General features: G+C 70.0%; 13 protein-coding genes. 4 read left to right on the plus strand and 9 right to left on the minus strand.

Features of this window, described 5'->3' with window-relative positions:
* Positions 1-2: 2 nt before the first annotated feature.
* The 9 genes from kdpA to ACTIFV_RS02915 form a co-directional block, all read right to left on the minus strand.
* Positions 3-1664, minus strand: coding sequence for a potassium-transporting ATPase subunit KdpA (gene kdpA, locus ACTIFV_RS02875; protein WP_439591242.1), 1662 nt, complete (start codon positions 1662-1664; stop codon positions 3-5).
* Positions 1664-1753 carry a potassium-transporting ATPase subunit F gene (locus ACTIFV_RS02880; RefSeq protein ID WP_439591243.1) on the minus strand — a complete coding sequence of 30 codons (90 nt, stop codon included), beginning with the start codon at positions 1751-1753 and terminating at the stop codon, positions 1664-1666. The genes kdpA and ACTIFV_RS02880 overlap by 1 nt, the downstream gene beginning before the upstream one ends.
* 265 nt (positions 1754-2018) lie before the next feature.
* A complete protein-coding gene (gene sufU / locus ACTIFV_RS02885) occupies positions 2019-2459 on the minus strand; it encodes a Fe-S cluster assembly sulfur transfer protein SufU (RefSeq protein WP_439591244.1) in 441 nt (146 codons plus the stop codon).
* The gene (locus ACTIFV_RS02890) at positions 2456-3721 is read right to left on the minus strand and encodes an aminotransferase class V-fold PLP-dependent enzyme (protein WP_439591245.1); all 1266 of its coding nucleotides are present in this window, start codon (positions 3719-3721) and stop codon (positions 2456-2458) included. The genes sufU and ACTIFV_RS02890 overlap by 4 nt, the downstream gene beginning before the upstream one ends.
* On the minus strand, positions 3718-5835 hold the full coding sequence (locus ACTIFV_RS02895; protein ID WP_439591246.1) for an APC family permease: 2118 nt from the start codon (positions 5833-5835) through the stop codon (positions 3718-3720). The genes ACTIFV_RS02890 and ACTIFV_RS02895 overlap by 4 nt, the downstream gene beginning before the upstream one ends.
* 157 nt (positions 5836-5992) lie before the next feature.
* Complete coding sequence (locus ACTIFV_RS02900; protein WP_439591247.1) at positions 5993-7207, minus strand: amidohydrolase; 1215 nt, start codon at positions 7205-7207, stop codon at positions 5993-5995.
* Between the two features lie 158 nt (positions 7208-7365).
* Positions 7366-8370: a LacI family DNA-binding transcriptional regulator gene (locus ACTIFV_RS02905; RefSeq protein WP_439591248.1), complete on the minus strand. Its 1005-nt coding sequence runs from the start codon at positions 8368-8370 to the stop codon at positions 7366-7368.
* Positions 8371-8394: 24 nt separating this feature from the next.
* Complete coding sequence (locus ACTIFV_RS02910) at positions 8395-10074, minus strand: glycoside hydrolase family 13 protein (protein WP_439591249.1); 1680 nt, start codon at positions 10072-10074, stop codon at positions 8395-8397.
* An 87-nt stretch (positions 10075-10161) separates the two neighbouring features.
* Positions 10162-11181, minus strand: coding sequence for a TerC family protein (locus ACTIFV_RS02915; protein WP_439591250.1), 1020 nt, complete (start codon positions 11179-11181; stop codon positions 10162-10164).
* A 249-nt stretch (positions 11182-11430) separates the two neighbouring features.
* Here ACTIFV_RS02915 and ACTIFV_RS02920 point away from each other — a divergent pair, with 249 nt between their 5' ends.
* The 4 genes from ACTIFV_RS02920 to ACTIFV_RS02935 are packed head-to-tail and all read left to right on the plus strand — an operon-like array spanning position 11431 to position 19017.
* The gene (locus ACTIFV_RS02920) at positions 11431-14670 is read left to right on the plus strand and encodes a DUF2126 domain-containing protein (RefSeq protein ID WP_439591251.1); all 3240 of its coding nucleotides are present in this window, start codon (positions 11431-11433) and stop codon (positions 14668-14670) included.
* Complete coding sequence (locus tag ACTIFV_RS02925) at positions 14667-17159, plus strand: circularly permuted type 2 ATP-grasp protein (RefSeq protein WP_439591252.1); 2493 nt, start codon at positions 14667-14669, stop codon at positions 17157-17159. The genes ACTIFV_RS02920 and ACTIFV_RS02925 overlap by 4 nt, the downstream gene beginning before the upstream one ends.
* Positions 17156-18049, plus strand: coding sequence for a transglutaminase family protein (locus ACTIFV_RS02930; protein WP_439591253.1), 894 nt, complete (start codon positions 17156-17158; stop codon positions 18047-18049). The genes ACTIFV_RS02925 and ACTIFV_RS02930 overlap by 4 nt, the downstream gene beginning before the upstream one ends.
* Positions 18046-19017: a zinc-binding metallopeptidase family protein gene (locus tag ACTIFV_RS02935; protein ID WP_439591254.1), complete on the plus strand. Its 972-nt coding sequence runs from the start codon at positions 18046-18048 to the stop codon at positions 19015-19017. Before ACTIFV_RS02930 ends, ACTIFV_RS02935 begins: the two co-directional genes overlap by 4 nt.
* The last annotated feature ends 1 nt before the right edge of the window (position 19018 follow it).

Here is a 19018-nt window from a genome sequence, read left to right on the forward strand (position 1 = left end):
CGTCAGACGAGTCCTTCGGCGAGAGGTCCGAGAGTCAGGACCGGGAAGTAGGTGAGAGCGGTGATGACGACCGAGACGACGGCGAGGAGGCCGACGAACTGCGGTCGGTGGGTCGGCAGCGTTCCCGCCGTCGACGGGACGCTGTTCTGCGCCGCGAACGAGCCGGCGAGGGCGAGCACGAACACGATCGGCACGAACCGCCCGAGCAGCATCGCGACGCCCAGCGCCGTGTTGAGCCACGGAGTGTTGGCCGTGAGACCGGCGAAGGCCGAGCCGTTGTTGTTCGCGGCCGACGTGAAGGCGTAGAGCACTTCGCTCAGGCCGTGGACGCCGGGGTTCCAGATCGAGACGCTCTCGACGTCGGCGCGGATACCCGGGATGGCGAAGCTCAGCGCGGTGCCGGCCAGCACGAGCGTCGGCGTGACGAGGATGTAGAGCGATGCGAGCTTGATCTCCCGCGGACCGATCTTCTTGCCGAGATACTCCGGTGTGCGACCGATGAGGAGACCGCCGACGAACACCGCGATGACGGCGAGCACGAGCATGCCGTAGAGGCCGGAGCCGACCCCGCCGGGCGCGACCTCGCCGAGCATCATGTTGATCATCGGGAGCATGCCGCCGAGCGGCGTGTAGCTGTCGATCATCGAGTTGACGGCGCCGGTCGAGGTGAGCGTCGAGGTCGAGACGAACAGCGTCGAGCCCGCGATGCCGTAGCGGACCTCCTTGCCCTCCATCGCGCCACCGGCGAGCTGCGGTGCCGCACCGCCCGCCGAGGCCTCGAGCCATGTGAGCACGGCCAGCGAGACGAGGAAGATGCTCGCCATGACCGCGAGGATCGCGTAGCCCTGGCGGTCGTCGCCGACGATCCTGCCGAACGCGCGGGGCATCGCGAACGGGATCACGAGCATGAGGAAGACCTGGAACAGGTTGGTCCACGGCGTCGGGTTCTCGAACGGATGAGCCGAGTTGGCGTTGAAGAAGCCGCCGCCGTTCGTGCCGAGGAGCTTGATCGCCTCCTGGGACGCGACGGGCCCTCCGGGGATCGACTGCCCGCTCACGGTCTCGACGAAGCCGTTCAGGTTCTGGATCACTCCGCCGGCGATCAGCACGATCGCCGTCACGACCGCCAGCGGGAGCAGGAGGCGAGAGGTGCCGCGCACGAGGTCGACCCAGAAGTTGCCGATCGTGCCGGAGCGCTTGTAGGCGAAGCCGCGGACGAGCGCGATCGCGACGGCGATGCCGACGGCGGCCGACACGAAGTTCTGCACCGCGAGGGCGGTGAACTGCACCGTGTAGCCGAGGGTCAGCTCGGGCGAGTACGACTGCCAGTTCGTGTTGGTGACGAACGAGACGGCGGTGTTGAAAGACAGCGGCTCACTGGGCGCCGGCAGTCCGAGGGCGTAGGGGAGCATGGGCTGGAGGCGCTGGAGCGCGTAGACCAGCACGACCCCGACGATCGAGAAGAGCAGCACGCCGCGCAGGTACGCCTGCCAGGTCTGCTCGGATCTCGGGTCTACTCCGATGAGTCGGTAGGCCCCGCGCTCGACGGCGAGGTCCTTCGGGGAGGTGTAGATGCGGGCGATGTAGTCGCCCAGCGGGCGATAGGCGAGGCCGAGCGCGAGGATGAGCGTCGCCGCCTGGAGGACCGTGAACCCGACATCCATCAGAACTTCTCCGGACGGACGAGGGCGACCACGAGATAGACGACGGCGGCGACGGCGAGGCCGGCCGCGACGAGCGAGAAGACGATCACAGGCGTTCCACGCCCTTCGCGATCAGGGCGATCACTGCGAAGACGACGAGCGTCCCGGCGAGGTAGATGACATCGAGCATGAGATCGATGAAACCCGCCGCATCAGAGCGATCCGGTCTTCCTCACGGAATCCGAACGGGCCGGCGGTCGTTCCTCACGGACTCCCTACGCCGAGGGCACTTCGCGCGCACGACAGCGCTGCGTGCGCACGCGGACGACGAGCGCTCTCGCGAGGAGGAAGTACTCTCGGCGGCGGAGTGAACCCTCAGGCGCGGGCGAGGGCGTCTTCGAGCGCGACCCATGCGAGCATCGCGCACTTGACCCGCGCGACGTACTTCGAGACGCCCGACAGCGCCGCGGCATCCAGGTAGACGTCCTCGTCGAGCACGATCTCGCCGCGCGAGCGCAGGGCCGTGCGGAACCCGTCGATGAGGGCGGATGCCTCGGCCCGCGGCATCCCGTCGGCGATCTCGGTCAGCATCGACGCAGAGGCCTGCGAGATCGAGCAGCCGGAGCCGTCCCACGTCACGTCGCGGATGACGTCGCCGTCGTCGCTCATGCGGACGCGCAGCGTCACGTCGTCCCCGCAGATCGGGTTGTGCTGGTGGGAGGTCGCCGAGCGGCGCTCCTCGGGGGCGAGCTCCTTGCCGCGCGGCCGCTTGGAGTGGTCGAGCAGCAGCTCCTGGTACAGCGCCTCGAGGCTCACGCGCCGACTCCGAAGAACGGGCGCACACCGGCGAGCGCGTCGAGGAACACGTCGATCTCGTCGTCGGTCGTGAAGACGGACGTGGATGCCCGTACCGACGCCGTCAGCCCGAAGCGGGCGTGCAGCGGCTTCGCGCAGTGATGACCGACGCGCACCGCGACACCGCGGTCGTCGAGGAACTGCCCGACGTCGTGCGCGTGCACTCCTTCGACATCGAACGACGCGATGCCCACCCGCTCGACCCCGGACGCGTCGCCGAGGATGCGGACGCCTTCGATCTCTCGCAGGCCGGCCATCATCCGCCGCTCGAGGGTGCGCTCCCGGTCGTGGACGGCGTCCATCCCGAGACCCTCGAGGTAGCGCGCTGCGGCGGCGAGGCCGATCGCCTGCGACACCGGCTGCGTGCCCGCCTCGAACTTCTGGGGTGCTGCGAGGAAGTGCGCCTCGTCGAGCGTCACGGTCGTGACCATCGACCCGCCGGTGAGGAAGGGCGGCAGGTCGTCGAGCACATCGGAGCGTCCCAGCAGCCCGCCGACGCCGTAGGGGCCGAGCATCTTGTGACCCGAGAAGGCGGCGAGGTCGACGCCGAGCGCATCGAAGTCGAACGGCAGGTGCGGAGCGGACTGGCAGGCGTCGAGCACGGTGAGCGCTCCCGCGGTGCGCGCGAGCGCGACCAGCTCGGCGACCGGGTTGACGATGCCGAGCACGTTCGAGACGTGGGTGAAGGCGACGACGCGCGTGCGCTCGCCGATGAGGGATGCCGCGGCATCCGTGTCCAGCGTCCCGTCGTCGCGCACCGGGATGGACCGCAGGACGGCGCCCGTGCGGGCCGCGAGCTCCTGCCACGGGATGAGGTTGGCGTGGTGCTCGGTCTCGGTCACGACGATCTCGTCACCGGGCGCGAGGGCGAACCGCGACGGTCCGCGGCCCGCTGTCGCGTTGCCGATCGCATACGCGACGAGGTTGAGCGCGAAGGTCGCGCCGCTCGTCCAGACGAGCTGCTCGGGCCGCGCGCCGAGGAACCCCGACACGGTGGCGCGGGCATCCTCGAAGAGCTCCGTCGCCTCGCCCGCCAGAGTGTGCGCGCCGCGATGCACGGCGGAGTTCGCCCGCGTCAGGAAGTCGACCTCCGCGTCGAGCACGACCTGCGGCTTCTGGCTGGTCGCACCCGAGTCGAGGTACACGAGCGGCGTGCCGTGCACGGTCTGCGACAGGATCGGGAAATCCGCGCGGACGTCGAACGTCGTGGGGGTGGAACTCACCCCTCCAGGCTACGCGCCCCCGGGTCGACGGGCGCGGGGGGTCCCTCCGTGCGCGACACCCGGCGGCCGATGTGGTGCACCTCGGGGGCGGGGCGTCCCGCGCGCTCGTCGCCGGGGAGAGGGCGTGAGCGCCGACCGTAGATGAGCTCGGACGAATCGAGCAGCCACGGCACGAGGGTGATGCTCACCCCGTGGATGAGCATGAGCTGCTGGGCGATGCGGCCCGAGCGCCGGTTGTGCAGGATCGATTCCCACCAGTGTCCGACGATGTACTGCGGGAGGTAGACGGTGACGACCGAAGAGCCGTGCTCCTCGCGGTACTTCTTGATGAACTTCGCCACGGGCGAGGCGTAGGAGCGGTAGGGCGACTCGATGATGAGGAGCTTCATCGGGATGCGGTGCTCCTGCCACTGCCGCTGCAGCTCGGCGGACTCGGCCTCGCTCACGGCGACGTGCACGGCGACGGCCTTCTCGTGCTTCGCGGCGAGGGCGTAGTCGATCGCCTTGATGACCGGCTTCTGCAGTCGGTTGACGAGCACGATCGCGAGGTCGCCCTCCGAGCCGAAGTGGGTCGCGTCGTCGACCTGGATCTCGTGCTCGACGTCGCGGTAGTAGCGGTTCACGCCGATCATGAGCGTCGCGAGGATCGGGATCGCGATGAAGACGAGCCACGCGCCGTGGGTGAACTTCGTCACCGTCACGATCAGCAGCACGAAGACGGTGAGGGCCGCGCCGAGCGAGTTGATCACGAGCCCTGTGCGCGCCGATCGACGCTCGTACGCGGCGGATGCCTGGGCCGCGGCATCCGGAGTCAGTGCCGCGAGGTTGCGCAGCGCGCGTCTCCAGTGCCGCACCATGCCGATCTGCCCGAGCGAGAACGACACGAAGACGCCGATGATGTAGAGCTGGATCAGGGTCGTGAGGTTCGCCTGGTACACGATGAGCACGACGATCGCGGCGATGCCGAGGATGATCATGCCGTTCGAGTAGACGAGCCGGTCCCCGCGGGTGTTGAGCGCCTTCGGGGCGTAGCCGTCGCGCGCCAGCACCGACCCCAGCAGGGGGAAGCCGTTGAAGGCGGTGTTCGCCGCGAGGAGCAGGACGCACGCGGTCGCCGCCTGGATGATGAAGAAGGGGATCGACCCCATGCCGAAGGTCGCCGCCGCGATCTGGGCCATGAGGCTCGGCTGCGGGCCCGCCTCGCAGTCGAAGCCGATGAGGTTGCAGGGGTTCTCGGCGTAGTGCACGCCCGAGATGAGCCCGATGGCGGTGAGTCCCGAGAAGAGCAGGATCGCGATGCCGCCCATGAGCACGAGCGTCATCTGCGCGTTGCGGATCTTGGGCTTGCGGAAGGCGGGGACGCCGTTCGAGACGGCTTCGACGCCGGTGAGCGCGGAGCAGCCGCTCGAGAAGGCGCGCAGGATCAGCAGGATGACGGCTGCCTGGGTCAGCTGCTCGCCCTGCACCTCGAACTCCGCGCTCGACGCGATCGGCGGGTCGCCGAGGAGGGTGCGCGCGATGCCGACGACGATCATGATCGCGACAGATCCGATGAACACGTAGGTGGGGATCGCGAAGGCGAAGGATGCCTCGCGCACGCCGCGCAGGTTGACGATCACGATCAGGATGACGAAGCCGACCGCGAGCTCGATGCGACCGGGATTCAGCTCGGGGATCGCCGAGATGATGTTGTCGACGCCCGAGGCGACCGACACGGCCACCGTCAGCACGTAGTCGACGAGCAGGGCCGCGGCCACGACGACGCCCGGCACTTCGCCCAGGTTCTTGCTCGCGACCTCGTAGTCGCCGCCGCCCGACGGGTAGGCCTTGATGAGCTGTCGGTAGCTCACGACGACCACGATCAGCAGCACGACGACCGCCGCCGCCACCCACGGGCTGAACGCGAGGAACGCCGTACCGCCGACGAGGAGGATCATCAGCAGCTCCTGCGGCGCGTAGGCGACGGAGCTCAACGCGTCGGACGCGAAGATCGGCAGTGCGCGCTTCTTCGGAAGCAGCTGCTCATCGAGCGCCTCGGAGGTGAGGGGCTCACCCAGGATCAGGCGTTTCGCGAGGGGCGGTTCCTCGGCGGGCTCACGACTTTCATACGTCACGGCGGGCGATATTACGCCTATGGATTTCGTGAGGACGCCTCAGAACCGGCATCCTGACGGAATCCTTACGCCCCGCCGACGGCAGGAATCGCCATGCGGATGACCAGATCAGCCGGTGAATGCCCGCCGCCCTGTGCCGTGACGCGCGCGACGATCTCTAGTCGAGGAACTCCCGCGCGGCGGTGACGAGTGCGTCGACCCCGATCTCGAGCGTCGGGTGGATGACCGGGGCGAAGAACGGCGAGTGATTGGTCGGGATGTCCCGCTCGAGTGTTCCGGCATCCTTCGCCGTCTTGTACGCCACGGGATCGACACCGCCCCAGAACCAGAACACCAGGGGCGCGCCGGATTCGCGTGCGAACCACGAGACGTCCTCGCTGCCCGTGAACATGCCGGGGTCGATGACCGTGCCCTCGCCGAAGGCGCGGTCGAACGCCGCGGTCAGCTGCGCCGTCGCGTCGACGTCGTTGATCGTCGGAGGAAGGGAGTGGTCGACGGCGATGACGGGCTGCTCTTCGGCACCGGATGCCTGGGCCTCCGCGCGCACGACGCGCTCGACCTTCTCGAGGATCCGCGCGCGCGCCGCATCGTCGGGGTAGCGCAGGCTCAGCTCGAGCTTCGCCTCGGCGGGGATGATGTTGTTCTTCAGCCCCGCGTGGATCGAGCCGACCGTGACCACCGCGACGTCGCGCGGATCGACCTCGCGCGACACGATCGTCTGAAGTCGCATGACGGTCGCTGCGGCCATGACGACCGGGTCGATCGTGGAGTGCGGTCTCGACCCGTGTCCACCCCGCCCGAGCAGGGTCACGGTGAGGCCGTCGGAGGCGGCCATCTGCGTGCCGCTGCGCACGCCGATCGTTCCGGCGGGGAGGGGGGTGACGTGCTGCCCCAGTACGATGTCGGGCTTCGGGAACCTGTCGAGGACGCCGTCGGCGATCATCGCCTGCGAACCCGCACCGTACTCCTCGGCGGGCTGGAAGACGGCCACGATCGTTCCCGACCACTCGTCCTTCGTCGCCACGAGCTTCTCGAGCGCGCCGAGCAGTGCCGTGACGTGCATGTCGTGGCCGCACGCGTGCATGACCGGGACGTCGAGACCGGCCGGGTCGATGCCGCGCGCCGTGCTCGCGTAATCGAGGCCGGTCTGCTCGGGGACGGGGAGGGCGTCCATGTCGGCCCGGAGCCAGACGACGGGTCCGTCGCCGTTGCGGATGACCGATGCGATGCCCGTCTTGCCGATGCCCTCTTCGAACTCGATGCCGAGCTCGTCGAGGTGACGGGCGATGACGCCCGCCGTGCGGGTCTCCTGGAACGAGAGCTCCGGGTGGCGGTGCAGATCGGTGTACAGCGCTTCGAGGTCGATCGTCATGCCTCGAGCCTACGCGGCGGCCCGCGCGGGTTCGGGGCGCCTGCCCTACCGCCGAACCCGCCCATTTTTCGCGAACCCACCCAGTTCGGTGCGCAGAATCGGGTGGGTTCGCGAGAGATGGGTGGGTTCGCGAGAGGCCCGCGGCGGGGGAGGCCCGGTCAGATGCGGGCGGTCGAGCCGCGCACGATCAGCTCGTAGGGGAGCTGGTTGGGGGCATGGTGGGCTCCGGATGCCTCGAGCTGATCGAGGATCGCGTCCGCCGCGCGCTCGCCCTGACCGAGCGGGAACTGGTCGACCGTGGTGAGACGGAAGAACTCGCCCAGCTCGTGGCCGTCGATGCCCACCACCGAGAGGTCCTCGGGCACGCGGTAGCCGAGCTCGCGTGCGGCGAGCAGTGCGCCGATCGCCATCTCGTCGGAGGCGGCGAAGATCGCCGTCGGACGCCCGCCCGGCTTGCCGAGAAGCTGTTTCGCGGCGCGGAACCCGCCTTCGATCGTGAAGTCGGCCGGCTCGAAGAGACCGGGGCGCACAGGGATGCCGGCATCCGCCAGCGCCTGCTCGAAGCCCTGCCGGCGGTGCGTCGGGATGTGGAAGTCGATGTCGAACTCGGGGCTGGCGCCGATGTGCGCGATCTCGCGGTGCCCGAGGGCCAGGAGGTGCTCGGTCGCCAGGCGAGCGACCGCGACGTCGTCGACGGTGAGGGTCGTGAGGCGGGGGTTCGGGCCGCCGATCGCGATGACCGGCATCCCCAGCTCGACGAGCCGCTCGGTCTCGGCCTCGCCGAGCTCGATCGAGATCGCGATGACCCCGTCGACGCGCTGACGCCGGAGGAAGGTGTCGAAGATCTCGAGGCGGGCTTGGTGGTCGGCGGTCAGGCTGTAGAGGGTGATGTCGTAGCCGCGGCGCATGAGGGCGGATGCGACGCCGCTCAGGACCGTCGAGAAGAACCAGCGGTCGAGGAACGGCACGAGGACGCCGATGTTGCGCGTACGCCCCGAGGCGAGGCTCGACGCGGACGACGAGACGACGTAGCCGAGGCTCTTGGCGGATGCCTCGACCCTCGCCCGCGTGGGCTCCGAGACGTGACCGCGCCCGCTCAGGGCGCGCGACACGGTCGCCGTCGACACGCCCGCGTGGCGGGCGACCTCGTCGATGCTGACCACGTCGTCATTCCTCTCGAGCGGTGCTCAGTCGTCGGCGAGCCAGACCGCGGTGTCGGTCGGCAGCGTCGCGCCCTCGACCGGGCCGCTCGCCGCGATCACGATACCGTCCGGCAGCGCGATCGGAGCAGTGCCGAGGTTCGCGACCACCGTCACATTCCCGTTGCGGAATGCCAGGACGTCGTCGCCGGCGTCGATCCAATCGAGCACTCCGGCGCCGAGCGCGCGTGCCTTGCGCGCGGCAAGCAGGCCCCGGTACAGCGTGAGGGTGGAGGAGGGATCGCCGACCTGCGCCTCGCGTGCGAGCGTGGCCCACTCCGCGGGCTGCGGAAGCCACGAGGCTCCGCTGTCGCTGAAGCCGTAGGCGGGACCGCCGGTCGTCCAGGGCAGCGGGACGCGGCATCCATCGCGTCCGTACCGCTCTCCGTCGGTGCGGAACCACGTCGGGTCCTGCCGGGCCTCGCCGGGGATGTCGATGACCTCGGGCAGCCCGAGCTCCTCGCCCTGGTAGAGATACGCGGAGCCGGGCAGGGCGAGCATGAGCGTCGTCGCAGCGCGCGCGCGGCGCAGGCCGACCTCGGGGATCGGCTTGCCGGGCGAATCGGGCCCGATGCCGTGACCCTGCGGGTTCTCGGCGGTCAGCGCGAGGCGCGACGCGTGGCGCACGACGTCGTGATTCGACAGCACCCACGTGCTCGGCGCGCCGACGGCTGCGTAGGCGTCGAGCGACTCGGTGATGACGGAGCGGAGGGCCGCGGCATCCCATTCCGTCTCGAGGTACGCGAAGTTGAAGGCCTGGTGCATCTCGTCGGGGCGCACCCACAGGGCGGTCTTCTCGGGCGTCGGCAGCCAGGCCTCGGCGCAGAGGGCGCGATCGCCCGCGTACTCCGCGACGAGCGCGTGCCAGTCGCGGTAGACGTCGTGCACTCCGGGCTGACCCCAGTACGGCACGTTCGCCTCTTCGCCGCCCATCGAGCCGGCGTCGGGGTCGGGCGTGTAGTCGGGCAGGCCCTCGGCCTTGACGAGGCCGTGGGCGACATCGACGCGGAAGCCGTCGACACCGCGGTCGAGCCAGAAGCGCAGGATGCGACGGAATTCCTCGCGGACCTCCTCGTTCGACCAGTCGAAGTCGGGCTGCGACGAGTCGAAGAGATGGAGGTACCACTGTCCGGGCGTGCCGTCGGCCTCGACGAGGCGCGTCCACGCGGGTCCGCCGAAGACCGACTCCCAGTTGTTGGGCGGCAGCTCGCCGTTCTCGCCCTTGCCGTCGCGGAACATGTAGCGCGCGCGCTCGCGGCTGCCGGGAGCGGAGGCGATCGCCTGCTGGAACCAGACGTGCTGGTCGGACGAGTGGTTGGGCACGAGATCGACGATGATCCGGATGCCGCGGCCGTGCGACGCGGCGAGCAGGTCGTCGAAGTCGTCCAGCGTGCCGAAGAGGGGGTCGACGTCGCAGTAGTCGGCGACGTCGTAGCCGGCGTCCTTCTGCGGGGAGAGCTGGAACGGGCTCAGCCAGATCGCGTCGATGCCGAGATCGGCGAGGTCCTCGAGGTGCTCGGTCACGCCCGGGAGGTCGCCGATGCCGTCGCCCGAGCTGTCGGCGAAGGAGCGCGGATAGATCTGGTAGATCACGGCGGTGCGCCACCACTCGGGCCCGGCGGGGAGCGAGTGGGCATCGGTGCGCTCGGAGGTCACGGTCGCAGTCATCCCGCCAGGATACTGCAAGCGCTTACATGCGCGTGAACATCCCCGCGGCGAGGAGAGGCGGCGAGAAGTCCGCCGCCTCCGCGTGCATCAGGGGGCATCGGCGCCGCGACTGATCTCGTCGGCGACGACGGGTGTCTCGCGCACGCGGTCGCCGCGCGTCTTGACCAGGCTCGCCACGGTGGCCACGGCGATCGTCCCTGCGATGAACAGCAGCGAGAGCCAGATCGGGATCTCGGGGATCACCGTGATGGGCTCCCCGCCGTTGATGAACGGCAGCTCGTTCTTGTGGAGGGCGTGGATGAGCAGCTTCACGCCGATGAAGGCCAGGATGACGGCGAGCCCCTGCGCGAGGTAGACGAGGCGCTCGAGCAGCCCGCCGATGAGGAAGAAGAGCTGGCGCAGCCCCATGAGGGCGAAGGCGTTGGCCGTGAAGACGATGTACGCCTCGTTCGTGAGGCCGTAGATCGCCGGGATCGAGTCGACGGCGAAGATGAGGTCGACGAACCCGATCGCCACGATCACGAGCAGCATGGGCGTGACGAACCGCCGGCCGTCGTTGACGACGGTCAGCCGGTCGCCGTTGTACTGATCGCTCACCGGAAGCACCCGACGGGCGGCCCGCATGAACCGTCCGTCCGCCGGGTTGGACTCGCCGTGCGCGAACGCCTGCCGATACGCGAGGTACAGCAGGAGCGCGCCGAACAGGTAGAACACCCAGGTGAAGTTCTCGATGAGGGCGGCGCCCACCGCGATGAACGCCCCGCGCATGATGAGCGCGATCACGATGCCGATCATCAGGACCTTCTGCTGATAGATCTTCGGAACGGCGAAGCTCGTCATGACGATGAGGAAGACGAACAGGTTGTCGATCGACAGCGCCTTCTCGGTCAGGTAGCCGGCGAAGTACTCGCCGCCGTACGTCCAGCCCGACACCATGCCGATGCCGACGCCGAAGAGCAGCGCGAGGCCGATGTAGAAGGCCGACCAGCGGGCGGATTCACCGATGGTCGGCTCGTGCGGCTTGCGCACGTGAGCGAAGAACTCGTAGACGAAGAAGGCGATCGTGACGGCGATCGTGATGAGCCAGACGAGCGGAGTGATGTTCACAGCGGGGGTCCTTACCTTGGCGTGAGCGGATCAGCGCCAAGGTCTTCTCCATCCTCGCGATCGAGGACCGGTGACCCGGGATGCGATGACGCATCCGAACTGACGAGCCGACCGTGTCGGAGTACTCCCCTTGGACTTCGAAGTCTAGGGGTGACCCCCGGGGCGTTTGCTGAGTGATCGCTGAGCGCTCCGTGGGCCGCGGCGCCCACCCGTAACCCCACCGCAACAGCGATGGTGCATGGTTGACCCATGTCGGTCAAGGTCGCGCTCGAGCACTACACGGGCTATCGGTTCGCGCATCCGGTCACGGTGCATCCGCATCTCATCCGCCTGCGACCCGCGCCGCACACGCGCACCCCGATCGAGGCGTACTCGCTGCAGATCAGTCCGGCCGAGCACTTCATCAACTGGCAGCAGGACCCCTTCGGCAACTGGGTGGCGCGCGTCGTCTTCCCCGAGAAGGTCAGCCACCTCGAGATCACGGTCGGACTCGTGGCCGATCTCATGGTCATCAACCCGTTCGACTTCTTCATCGAGGAGTACGCCGAGCGGTTCCCCTTCGCCTACCCGCCCGACCTCGCCGACGATCTCGCGCCGTATCGGGCCACGGTCGACGACAGTGCCGGGGCGGGGGACTGGATGCAGCGGCTCCCGCCGCTTCCCGCCGACGGCGTGCCGACGGTCACGTTCCTCGCGGACCTCAACCGCGCGGTGAACGGCGCGGTGGTCTACGACGTGCGCATGGAGCCCGGCGTGCAGTCGCCCGACGAGACCCTCGCGCGCGGCATCGGCTCGTGCCGCGACTCGGCCTGGCTGCTCGTCAGCCTGCTGCGCCGGTACGGGCTCGCGGCCCGTTTCGTGTCGGGCTATCTCGTGCAGCTCGCGGCGGACCAGGCATCCCTCGACGGCCCTTCCGGACCCACCGCGGACTTCACCGACCTGCACGCGTGGGCAGAGGTCTTCGTCCCGGGTGCGGGATGGATCGGGATGGATGCCACGAGCGCCCTGTTCGCGGGCGAAGGTCACATTCCGCTGTCGGCGACGCCCCATCCGAGCAGCGCGGCGCCCATCGAAGGGTCCACGGCGCCCGTCGCGGTCGAGTTCGACTTCCGCAACGAGGTGCGTCGCGTGCACGAGGACCCGCGCACGACGAAGCCGTACACGCCGCAGCAGTGGGAGCGCATCGACGCGCTGGGCGAGGCCGTCGACGAGCGTCTGCGGCGGGGCGACGCGCGGCTGACGATGGGCGGCGAGCCGACCTTCGTCGCTCTCGACGACGCGACCGCGAAGGAATGGAACACGACCGCCGACGGCGAGCACAAGCGCGCCCTCGCGACGGAACTCGCCGACAGGCTGCGCGGGGTCTACGCACAGGGCGGCGTCGTGCACCGCGGCGACGGCAAGTGGTACCCGGGCGAGCCGCTGCCGCGCTGGAACATCGCGCTCCAGTGGCGCACCGACGGCGTGCCCCTGTGGACCGACCCCGATCTTCTCGACGACCCGTGGCGGGCATCGGACTCGACGACCGCCCGCTACGACGCGGAGGTGGTCGCTCGGGGCATCACGTCGTCGCTGGGGCTGCCGGCATCCCAGCTCCTCCCCGCGTACGAGGACCCGCTCGCAGCCCTCGCCGCCGAGGTGCGCAAGCCCGAGGGGCCGCGACCCGGCGACGAGACGGCAGAGGTCGGAGAGCTGGATGCCGGCGAGCGCACGCCGACCGGCTGGGTGCTGCCGCTCACGACCGACGACGCCTGGACGAGCCCCGCCTGGCGGTTCCGCCGCGGCCGGCTCGTGCTCACGCCCGGAGCCAGCGCGATCGGCGCCCGGCTGCCATTGGATTCCGTGTCGTGGGTCGATCCCGAGCATCCCGGAGAGCCGTCGTACCTCGAGGCCGATGAGCCGCTGGTGGCGGGCATCCCGATCGTCGAGGTGGTCAGCCCCGACGAGGCGCCGCGCACGGCGATCGCGATCGAGGGTCGCGACGGTCACGTCTTCGTCTTCCTGCCGCCCACCACGACGCTCGAGGCCTACGCGTCGCTCCTGGCCGTCATCGAACGCGCGGCGACCTACGCCGGCGTCCCGATCGTGCTGGAAGGGTACGGCCCCCCGCCCGACGCGCGCCTGACGCAGCTCATCGTCACACCCGACCCCGGCGTCATCGAGGTCAACGTGCAGCCGACGTCGTCGTGGGCGGACCAGCGCGAGCTCACGCGGACGCTGTACGACCTCGCTCGGCAGAGCCGACTCGCGACCGAGAAGTTCGACCTCGACGGCCTGCACACCGGCACGGGCGGCGGCAACCACATCACGCTCGGCGGAACACGGCCGGTGGATTCGCCGCTGCTGCGCCGCCCCGATCTGCTCGCGAGCCTCATCGCGTACTGGCAGCGGCATCCCTCGCTCTCCTATCTCTTCTCGGGACGCTTCATCGGCCCGACGAGTCAGGCGCCTCGCTTCGACGAGGGCCGTCCCGAGTCCGTCTACGAGATGGAGATCGCGCTCGCCGAAGTGGGTCGGCTCTCCGCCCCCGAGGAGGGCGCGCCGCTCTGGACGGTCGACCGCGCTCTGCGCCACCTGCTCACCGACCTCACGGGCAACACCCATCGCGCCGAGTTCTGCATCGACAAGCTCTACAGCCCCGACTCCTCGCGAGGGCGGCTCGGGCTGCTCGAGCTGCGCGGTTTCGAGATGCCGCCGCATCCCGAACTCGCCCTCGTGCAGGCGCTGCTCGTGCGGAGCCTGATCGCGATGTTCTGGGAGGAGCCCTACACGGCACCGCTCGTGCGGTGGGGCACGCGCCTGCACGAGGACTTCCTGCTGCCCCAGGGGGCGACCGCCGACATCCGCTCGGTCGTCGCAGACCTGCGCGCCCACGGCATCGCGTTCGAGGAGACGTGGCTCGATCCGTTCATCGAGTTCCGATTCCCCAGGATCGGGATGACGCGCATCGACGGCATCGAGCTCGAGCTGCGGCAGGCCATCGAGCCGTGGCACGTGCTCGGCGAGGAGGCGACGGCAGGCGGTACGTCGCGGTACGTCGACTCGTCGGTCGAGCGCATCCAGGTGCGCGTGCGGGGCGTCGACCCGTCCCGCCATCTCGTGACGTGTCAGGGTGTACCTGTGCCACTGACACCGACGGGACACCTCGGCGAGTACTACGCCGGCGTGCGCTACCGCGCCTGGCAGCCGTGGTCGGCGCTGCATCCGTCGATCCCGGTGCACGCGCCGCTCACGTTCGAGGTCGTGGACATCGCGGGCGAGACCAGCCTCGGCGGCGCGACCTACCATGTCGTGCACCCGGGCGGACGGTCCTACGATCACCCGCCCATCAACGCCAACGAGGCCGAGGCCCGCCGCGCGAGCCGGTTCGAGAGGCGGGGCCACACGGCCGGACGCCTCGACGTCGCCGCGATGCGCGAAGCCGCGAGGCGTGCCGCGACGCCCGACTACCCGCACACCCTCGATCTGCGGAGGGTGCCGCCCCGGTGAGCGTGCTGCACGACTACGCGGCCGGCATCACGCAAGCGCCGCTGCTTCCCCTGTCGGACGATCCGACGGGGGGCGCTTCGCGCTTCGACGAGGTCATCGGCCCCGAGGGCACCCTACGCCCCGCGTGGAAGTCGATGGCGTCGGCGACGCTGGGCCTCACGCCCACCGAGGTCGCGCGAGTGGATGCCGAGATCGCGCGCGCGCTCGCGGACGACGGCGTCACCTACACGCACCGCGACGGCGCGCGCCCGTGGCGGCTCGACCCGTTCCCGCTCGTGCTCGAGGCCTCCACGTGGAACAGCCTGCAGACGGGGCTGGCGCAGCGCGCGGAGCTCCTCAACGCGATCATGGCGGACGTCTACGGCGACCAGCGCCTGCTCGCCGACGGCGTCATCCCGGCCGCTGCCGTCGTCGCCCACCCCGGATTCATCCGCGCCGTCGCGCGGCCGAGCATCGGGACCACGCATCCCCTCCTCATGACGGCCACCGACCTCGGTCGCGACGCGGACGGCGAGTGGCGGGTGCTCGCCGACCGGGTGCAGGCCCCATCGGGGCTCGGCTACGCGATGACCAACCGCGCGGTCGTCTCGCGACTGCTTCCCGAGCTGCACCGCGAGGCGGAGGTCCACCGCCTCGAGCCCTTCTTCGCGGCGTTCCGAGACGCTCTCCTGCAGTGTGCAGCGGTGGACGACACCGACCCTCGTGTCGTCGTCCTGTCACCGGGCACGCACTCCGAGACGGCGTACGACCAGGCCTTCCTCGCGAACTCGCTCGGCTTCCCGCTCGTGCAGGGCAGCGACCTCGTCGTCAGCGAGGGGAGCGTGTGGATCAAGCCGCCGCGCTGGCCGCGATCGAAGCCCGTCGATCGGGTCGACGTCATCCTGCGCCGCGTCGACTCGGAGTGGTCGGATCCTCTCGAGCTGCGCGGCGACTCGCGTCTCGGTGTGGCGGGGCTCGTCGAGGCCGTGCGCCGCGGACGCGTGCGCGTCGTCAACGGACTGGGCGCCGGTGTCCTCGAGAATCCGGCGCTGCTGCCGTTCCTGCCCGCTGCGTGCGAGCGCCTGCTCGGCGAGCAGCTGCGACTGCCCGCCGCGCCGGCGTGGTGGTGCGGCGACGACGGGCTCGATCGCGTGCTGCAGCGACTGCGGGACGACCCCGAGTCGATCCTCGTCCGCACGCTCGTCGGCCGCACGGTGTCGACATCGGGGACCCAGCTCGAAGCGATGATCGCGGCGCATCCGTACCGGTTCGTCGGCATCGAGCGGCTCCCGCTCTCGCAGGCTCCCGTGTGGGGGCCGGGCGCCGAGGCGCGGGCGCGCACGCTGGTCGTGCGGGCGTTCACGCTCCGGCACGGACCGGCGTACCGCACGCTCGCGGGTGGACTCGCGACGGCACGGGATGACGCGGGCGCCCCGCTCACGAAGGACGTGTGGGTGCGCAAGGCGGATGCCGCCGAGAGCGATCAGGGGCTGCCGTCGGCCACGCCGCGCGCGATGGAGCCGTCGATCCCCGCGTTCGCCCCGCGCGCCCTCGCCGACATGTACTGGGCCGGCCGCTACGCCGAGCGGGCCGAGGACGCCCTGCGCCTCGTGATCGCGACGCAGGCCCTCGTCGACCGACCCGCCGGAGACCGCTCCGCGGCATCCGGCGTCCTTCTCGGCGTGCTCCGCCGCCTCGCGGGATCCCGTTCCCTCGCGGCGGAGGCCGATCTGCGGTCCGCCCTGGTCGACGCCGGCCGGTCAGGATCTGCGGCGCATGCCCTCACGGGAATGCGCACGGCGCTCGAGGGCGTACGCGACCAGCTCTCGGGCGACACGTGGCGCGTCTTCAGCTACGCCGACCGGGCCATCGCGACCCTGCGCGAGTCGACGCATCCGTCGTCCGTCGCCGACGCCGCCGAGCAGATGCTCACGGGCGTGCTGTCGCTGCACGGCGTGACGGCGAGCATGATCCGCGACACCGGCTGGCAGATGATCGAGGCGGGCCGCTATCTCGAGCGGGCCCTGCAGGTGTGCACGCTGCTGTCCGCCGTCACCGCATCCCGATCGCAGACGGCCGATCGAGACGTGCTCGACGCCGTGCTGCTCGCCGCCGAGAGCCTCGTCACCCATCGGCGCCGCTACCGCGGCTACGGGCGCGTGCGCAGCATCCTGGAGCTCCTCGTGAAGGATGCCGCCAATCCGCGCTCGATCGCGTTCTCGCTCGATCGCGTGCAGGCGTCTCTCGCCGCGATGCCCGACTCGACGGGGTCGACCCGGCCCGAGCGCCTGCTGCACGAGATCATCGCCTCCGTCGAGGCGGTCCCCGTGACCGTGCTGGCCGCCCGGACCGAGGACGGTGTGCGCGAGGCGCTCGTCGCGTTCCTCGCCGAGACGTCGAGCGCCGTCGCGCGGCTCAGCCACGCGATCGAGCAGCTGCACGTCGAGGGCGGGCCGCCCGCACTGGAGATGTCGTCGCTTTCACTCATCGAAGAGATGACCCGATCGTGAAGTACCGCCTCACGCACCGCACCGAGTACGTGTACGACAAGCCGGTGCGCAACAGCCTCGGGACGCATCACCTGCGTCCACGCGACCTGCCGTGGCAGCACCTGTCGTCCCACGAGGTCGCGATCGATCCGGTGCCGACGGATCACGCGCGCGACACCGACTACTTCGGCAACGCCGTCACCTACTTCCACGTCACGGAGCCGCATGAGCACCTCGTCATCTCGGCGACCAGCGACGTCACCGTCGAGGCGCCGCAGTACGACGACGCGGCGCTGGCTGTGCCGTGGGAGCAGGCCCGACCCCTCGAAGAAGGCGCCTGGCCCGCGCAGTGGGCGGCGACGGAGTTCGCTCTCGAGTCCCCGCGGGTCGCCCACATTCCGGATGCCGCGGCCTACGGCGCCGTGTCCCTCACCCCCGGACGCCCGATCGGCGAAGCCGCGACCGACCTCATGCACCGCATCCATCGGGACTTCGACTACGACACGAAGGCGACGACCGTCACGAGCACCGTCGCGGACGCCATGCGCAAGCGCGCCGGCGTCTGCCAGGACTTCGCGCACGTCGCCCTCGCGTGCCTGCGCAGCCACGGTGTCGCGGCCCGCTACGTGAGCGGGTACCTCGCGACGCAGCCGCCGCCGGGCAAGCCGCGGGTCGTGGGGGCCGATGCCTCGCACGCGTGGCTCGCCGTGTGGCTGCCGGCGTCGGATCAGTGGCTGCACATCGATCCGACGAACGACACGTGGGCGGACGAGCGCTACATCACCGTGGCGTGGGGTCGGGACTACGGCGATGTCTCGCCGGTGCGCGGCATCATCTGGTCGAAGGCGAAGAAGTCGACGCTGCGCGTCTCGGTCGACGTCGCCCCCGTCCTCGAGCCGGAGCCCGCATGAAATCCTTCCGGTGCCGTGTGTGCGACGGAGCGCTCTTCTTCGAGAACTCGGTCTGCGTCACGTGCGGCACGGCCCTCGGCTTCTCGCGTCTCGAGCGCGAGATCGTGCCCGTGGATGCGACGGGTCGATACGTCGACGGCGAGGGTCTGATCTGGCATGTATGCCGCAACCTGAATCTGTCGGGCTGCACGTGGCTCGCGCGGTTCGAGGGCGGCCAGTGCGAGAGCTGCGACCTGACGCGCGTGCGTCCGGCCGACACCGATCAGGTCGGCCTGGCGAACGTCGTCGAGGCGGAGCGGGCCAAGCGCCATCTCCTCGTCGAACTCGACCGCGTGGGCCTCGGGAGATCCGTCGGAGGGCTCGCGTTCGATCTGCTGTCGAGCGAGCACCAGCCCGTCACGACGGGTCACGCGGACGGGGTCATCACGATCGATCTCGCCGAGAGCGATCCAGCGCATCGCGAGGGTCTCCGGGATCGACTGGATGAGCCCTATCGCACGATGCTCGGCCACTTCCGCCACGAGATCGGCCACTTCTTCCAGTCCACCCTCGTGCGGGACGATGCCGTCGTCACCCGATTCCGCGAGACCTTCGGCGACGAACGCGAGGACTACCAGGCCGCGATCGACCGCCACTACGCCGAGGGACCCCCCGCCGACTGGGAGACCGCGCACATCTCGACGTACGCGACGATGCACCCTTTCGAGGACTTCGCCGAGACGTGGGCGCACATGATGCACATCCTCGACACGGTGGACACCGCCGTCGCCTACGGACTTCTCGACGAACAGAGAGTGCATGCCGTCTCGGGCATGCGAGAGCTCGTCATCGGGGTGTGGATGCCGCTGTCCACCGCGTTCAACGTCGTCAACCGCTCGATGGGTGAGGGCGATCTGTATCCGTTCGCGATCCCGGCTCCCGTCATCGACAAGCTCGAGTTCACGGCGTCCCTGCTGCCCGGGGGCTGAG

The organism is Microbacterium sp., assembly GCF_051860965.1.
GTDB lineage: Bacteria > Actinomycetota > Actinomycetes > Actinomycetales > Microbacteriaceae > Microbacterium.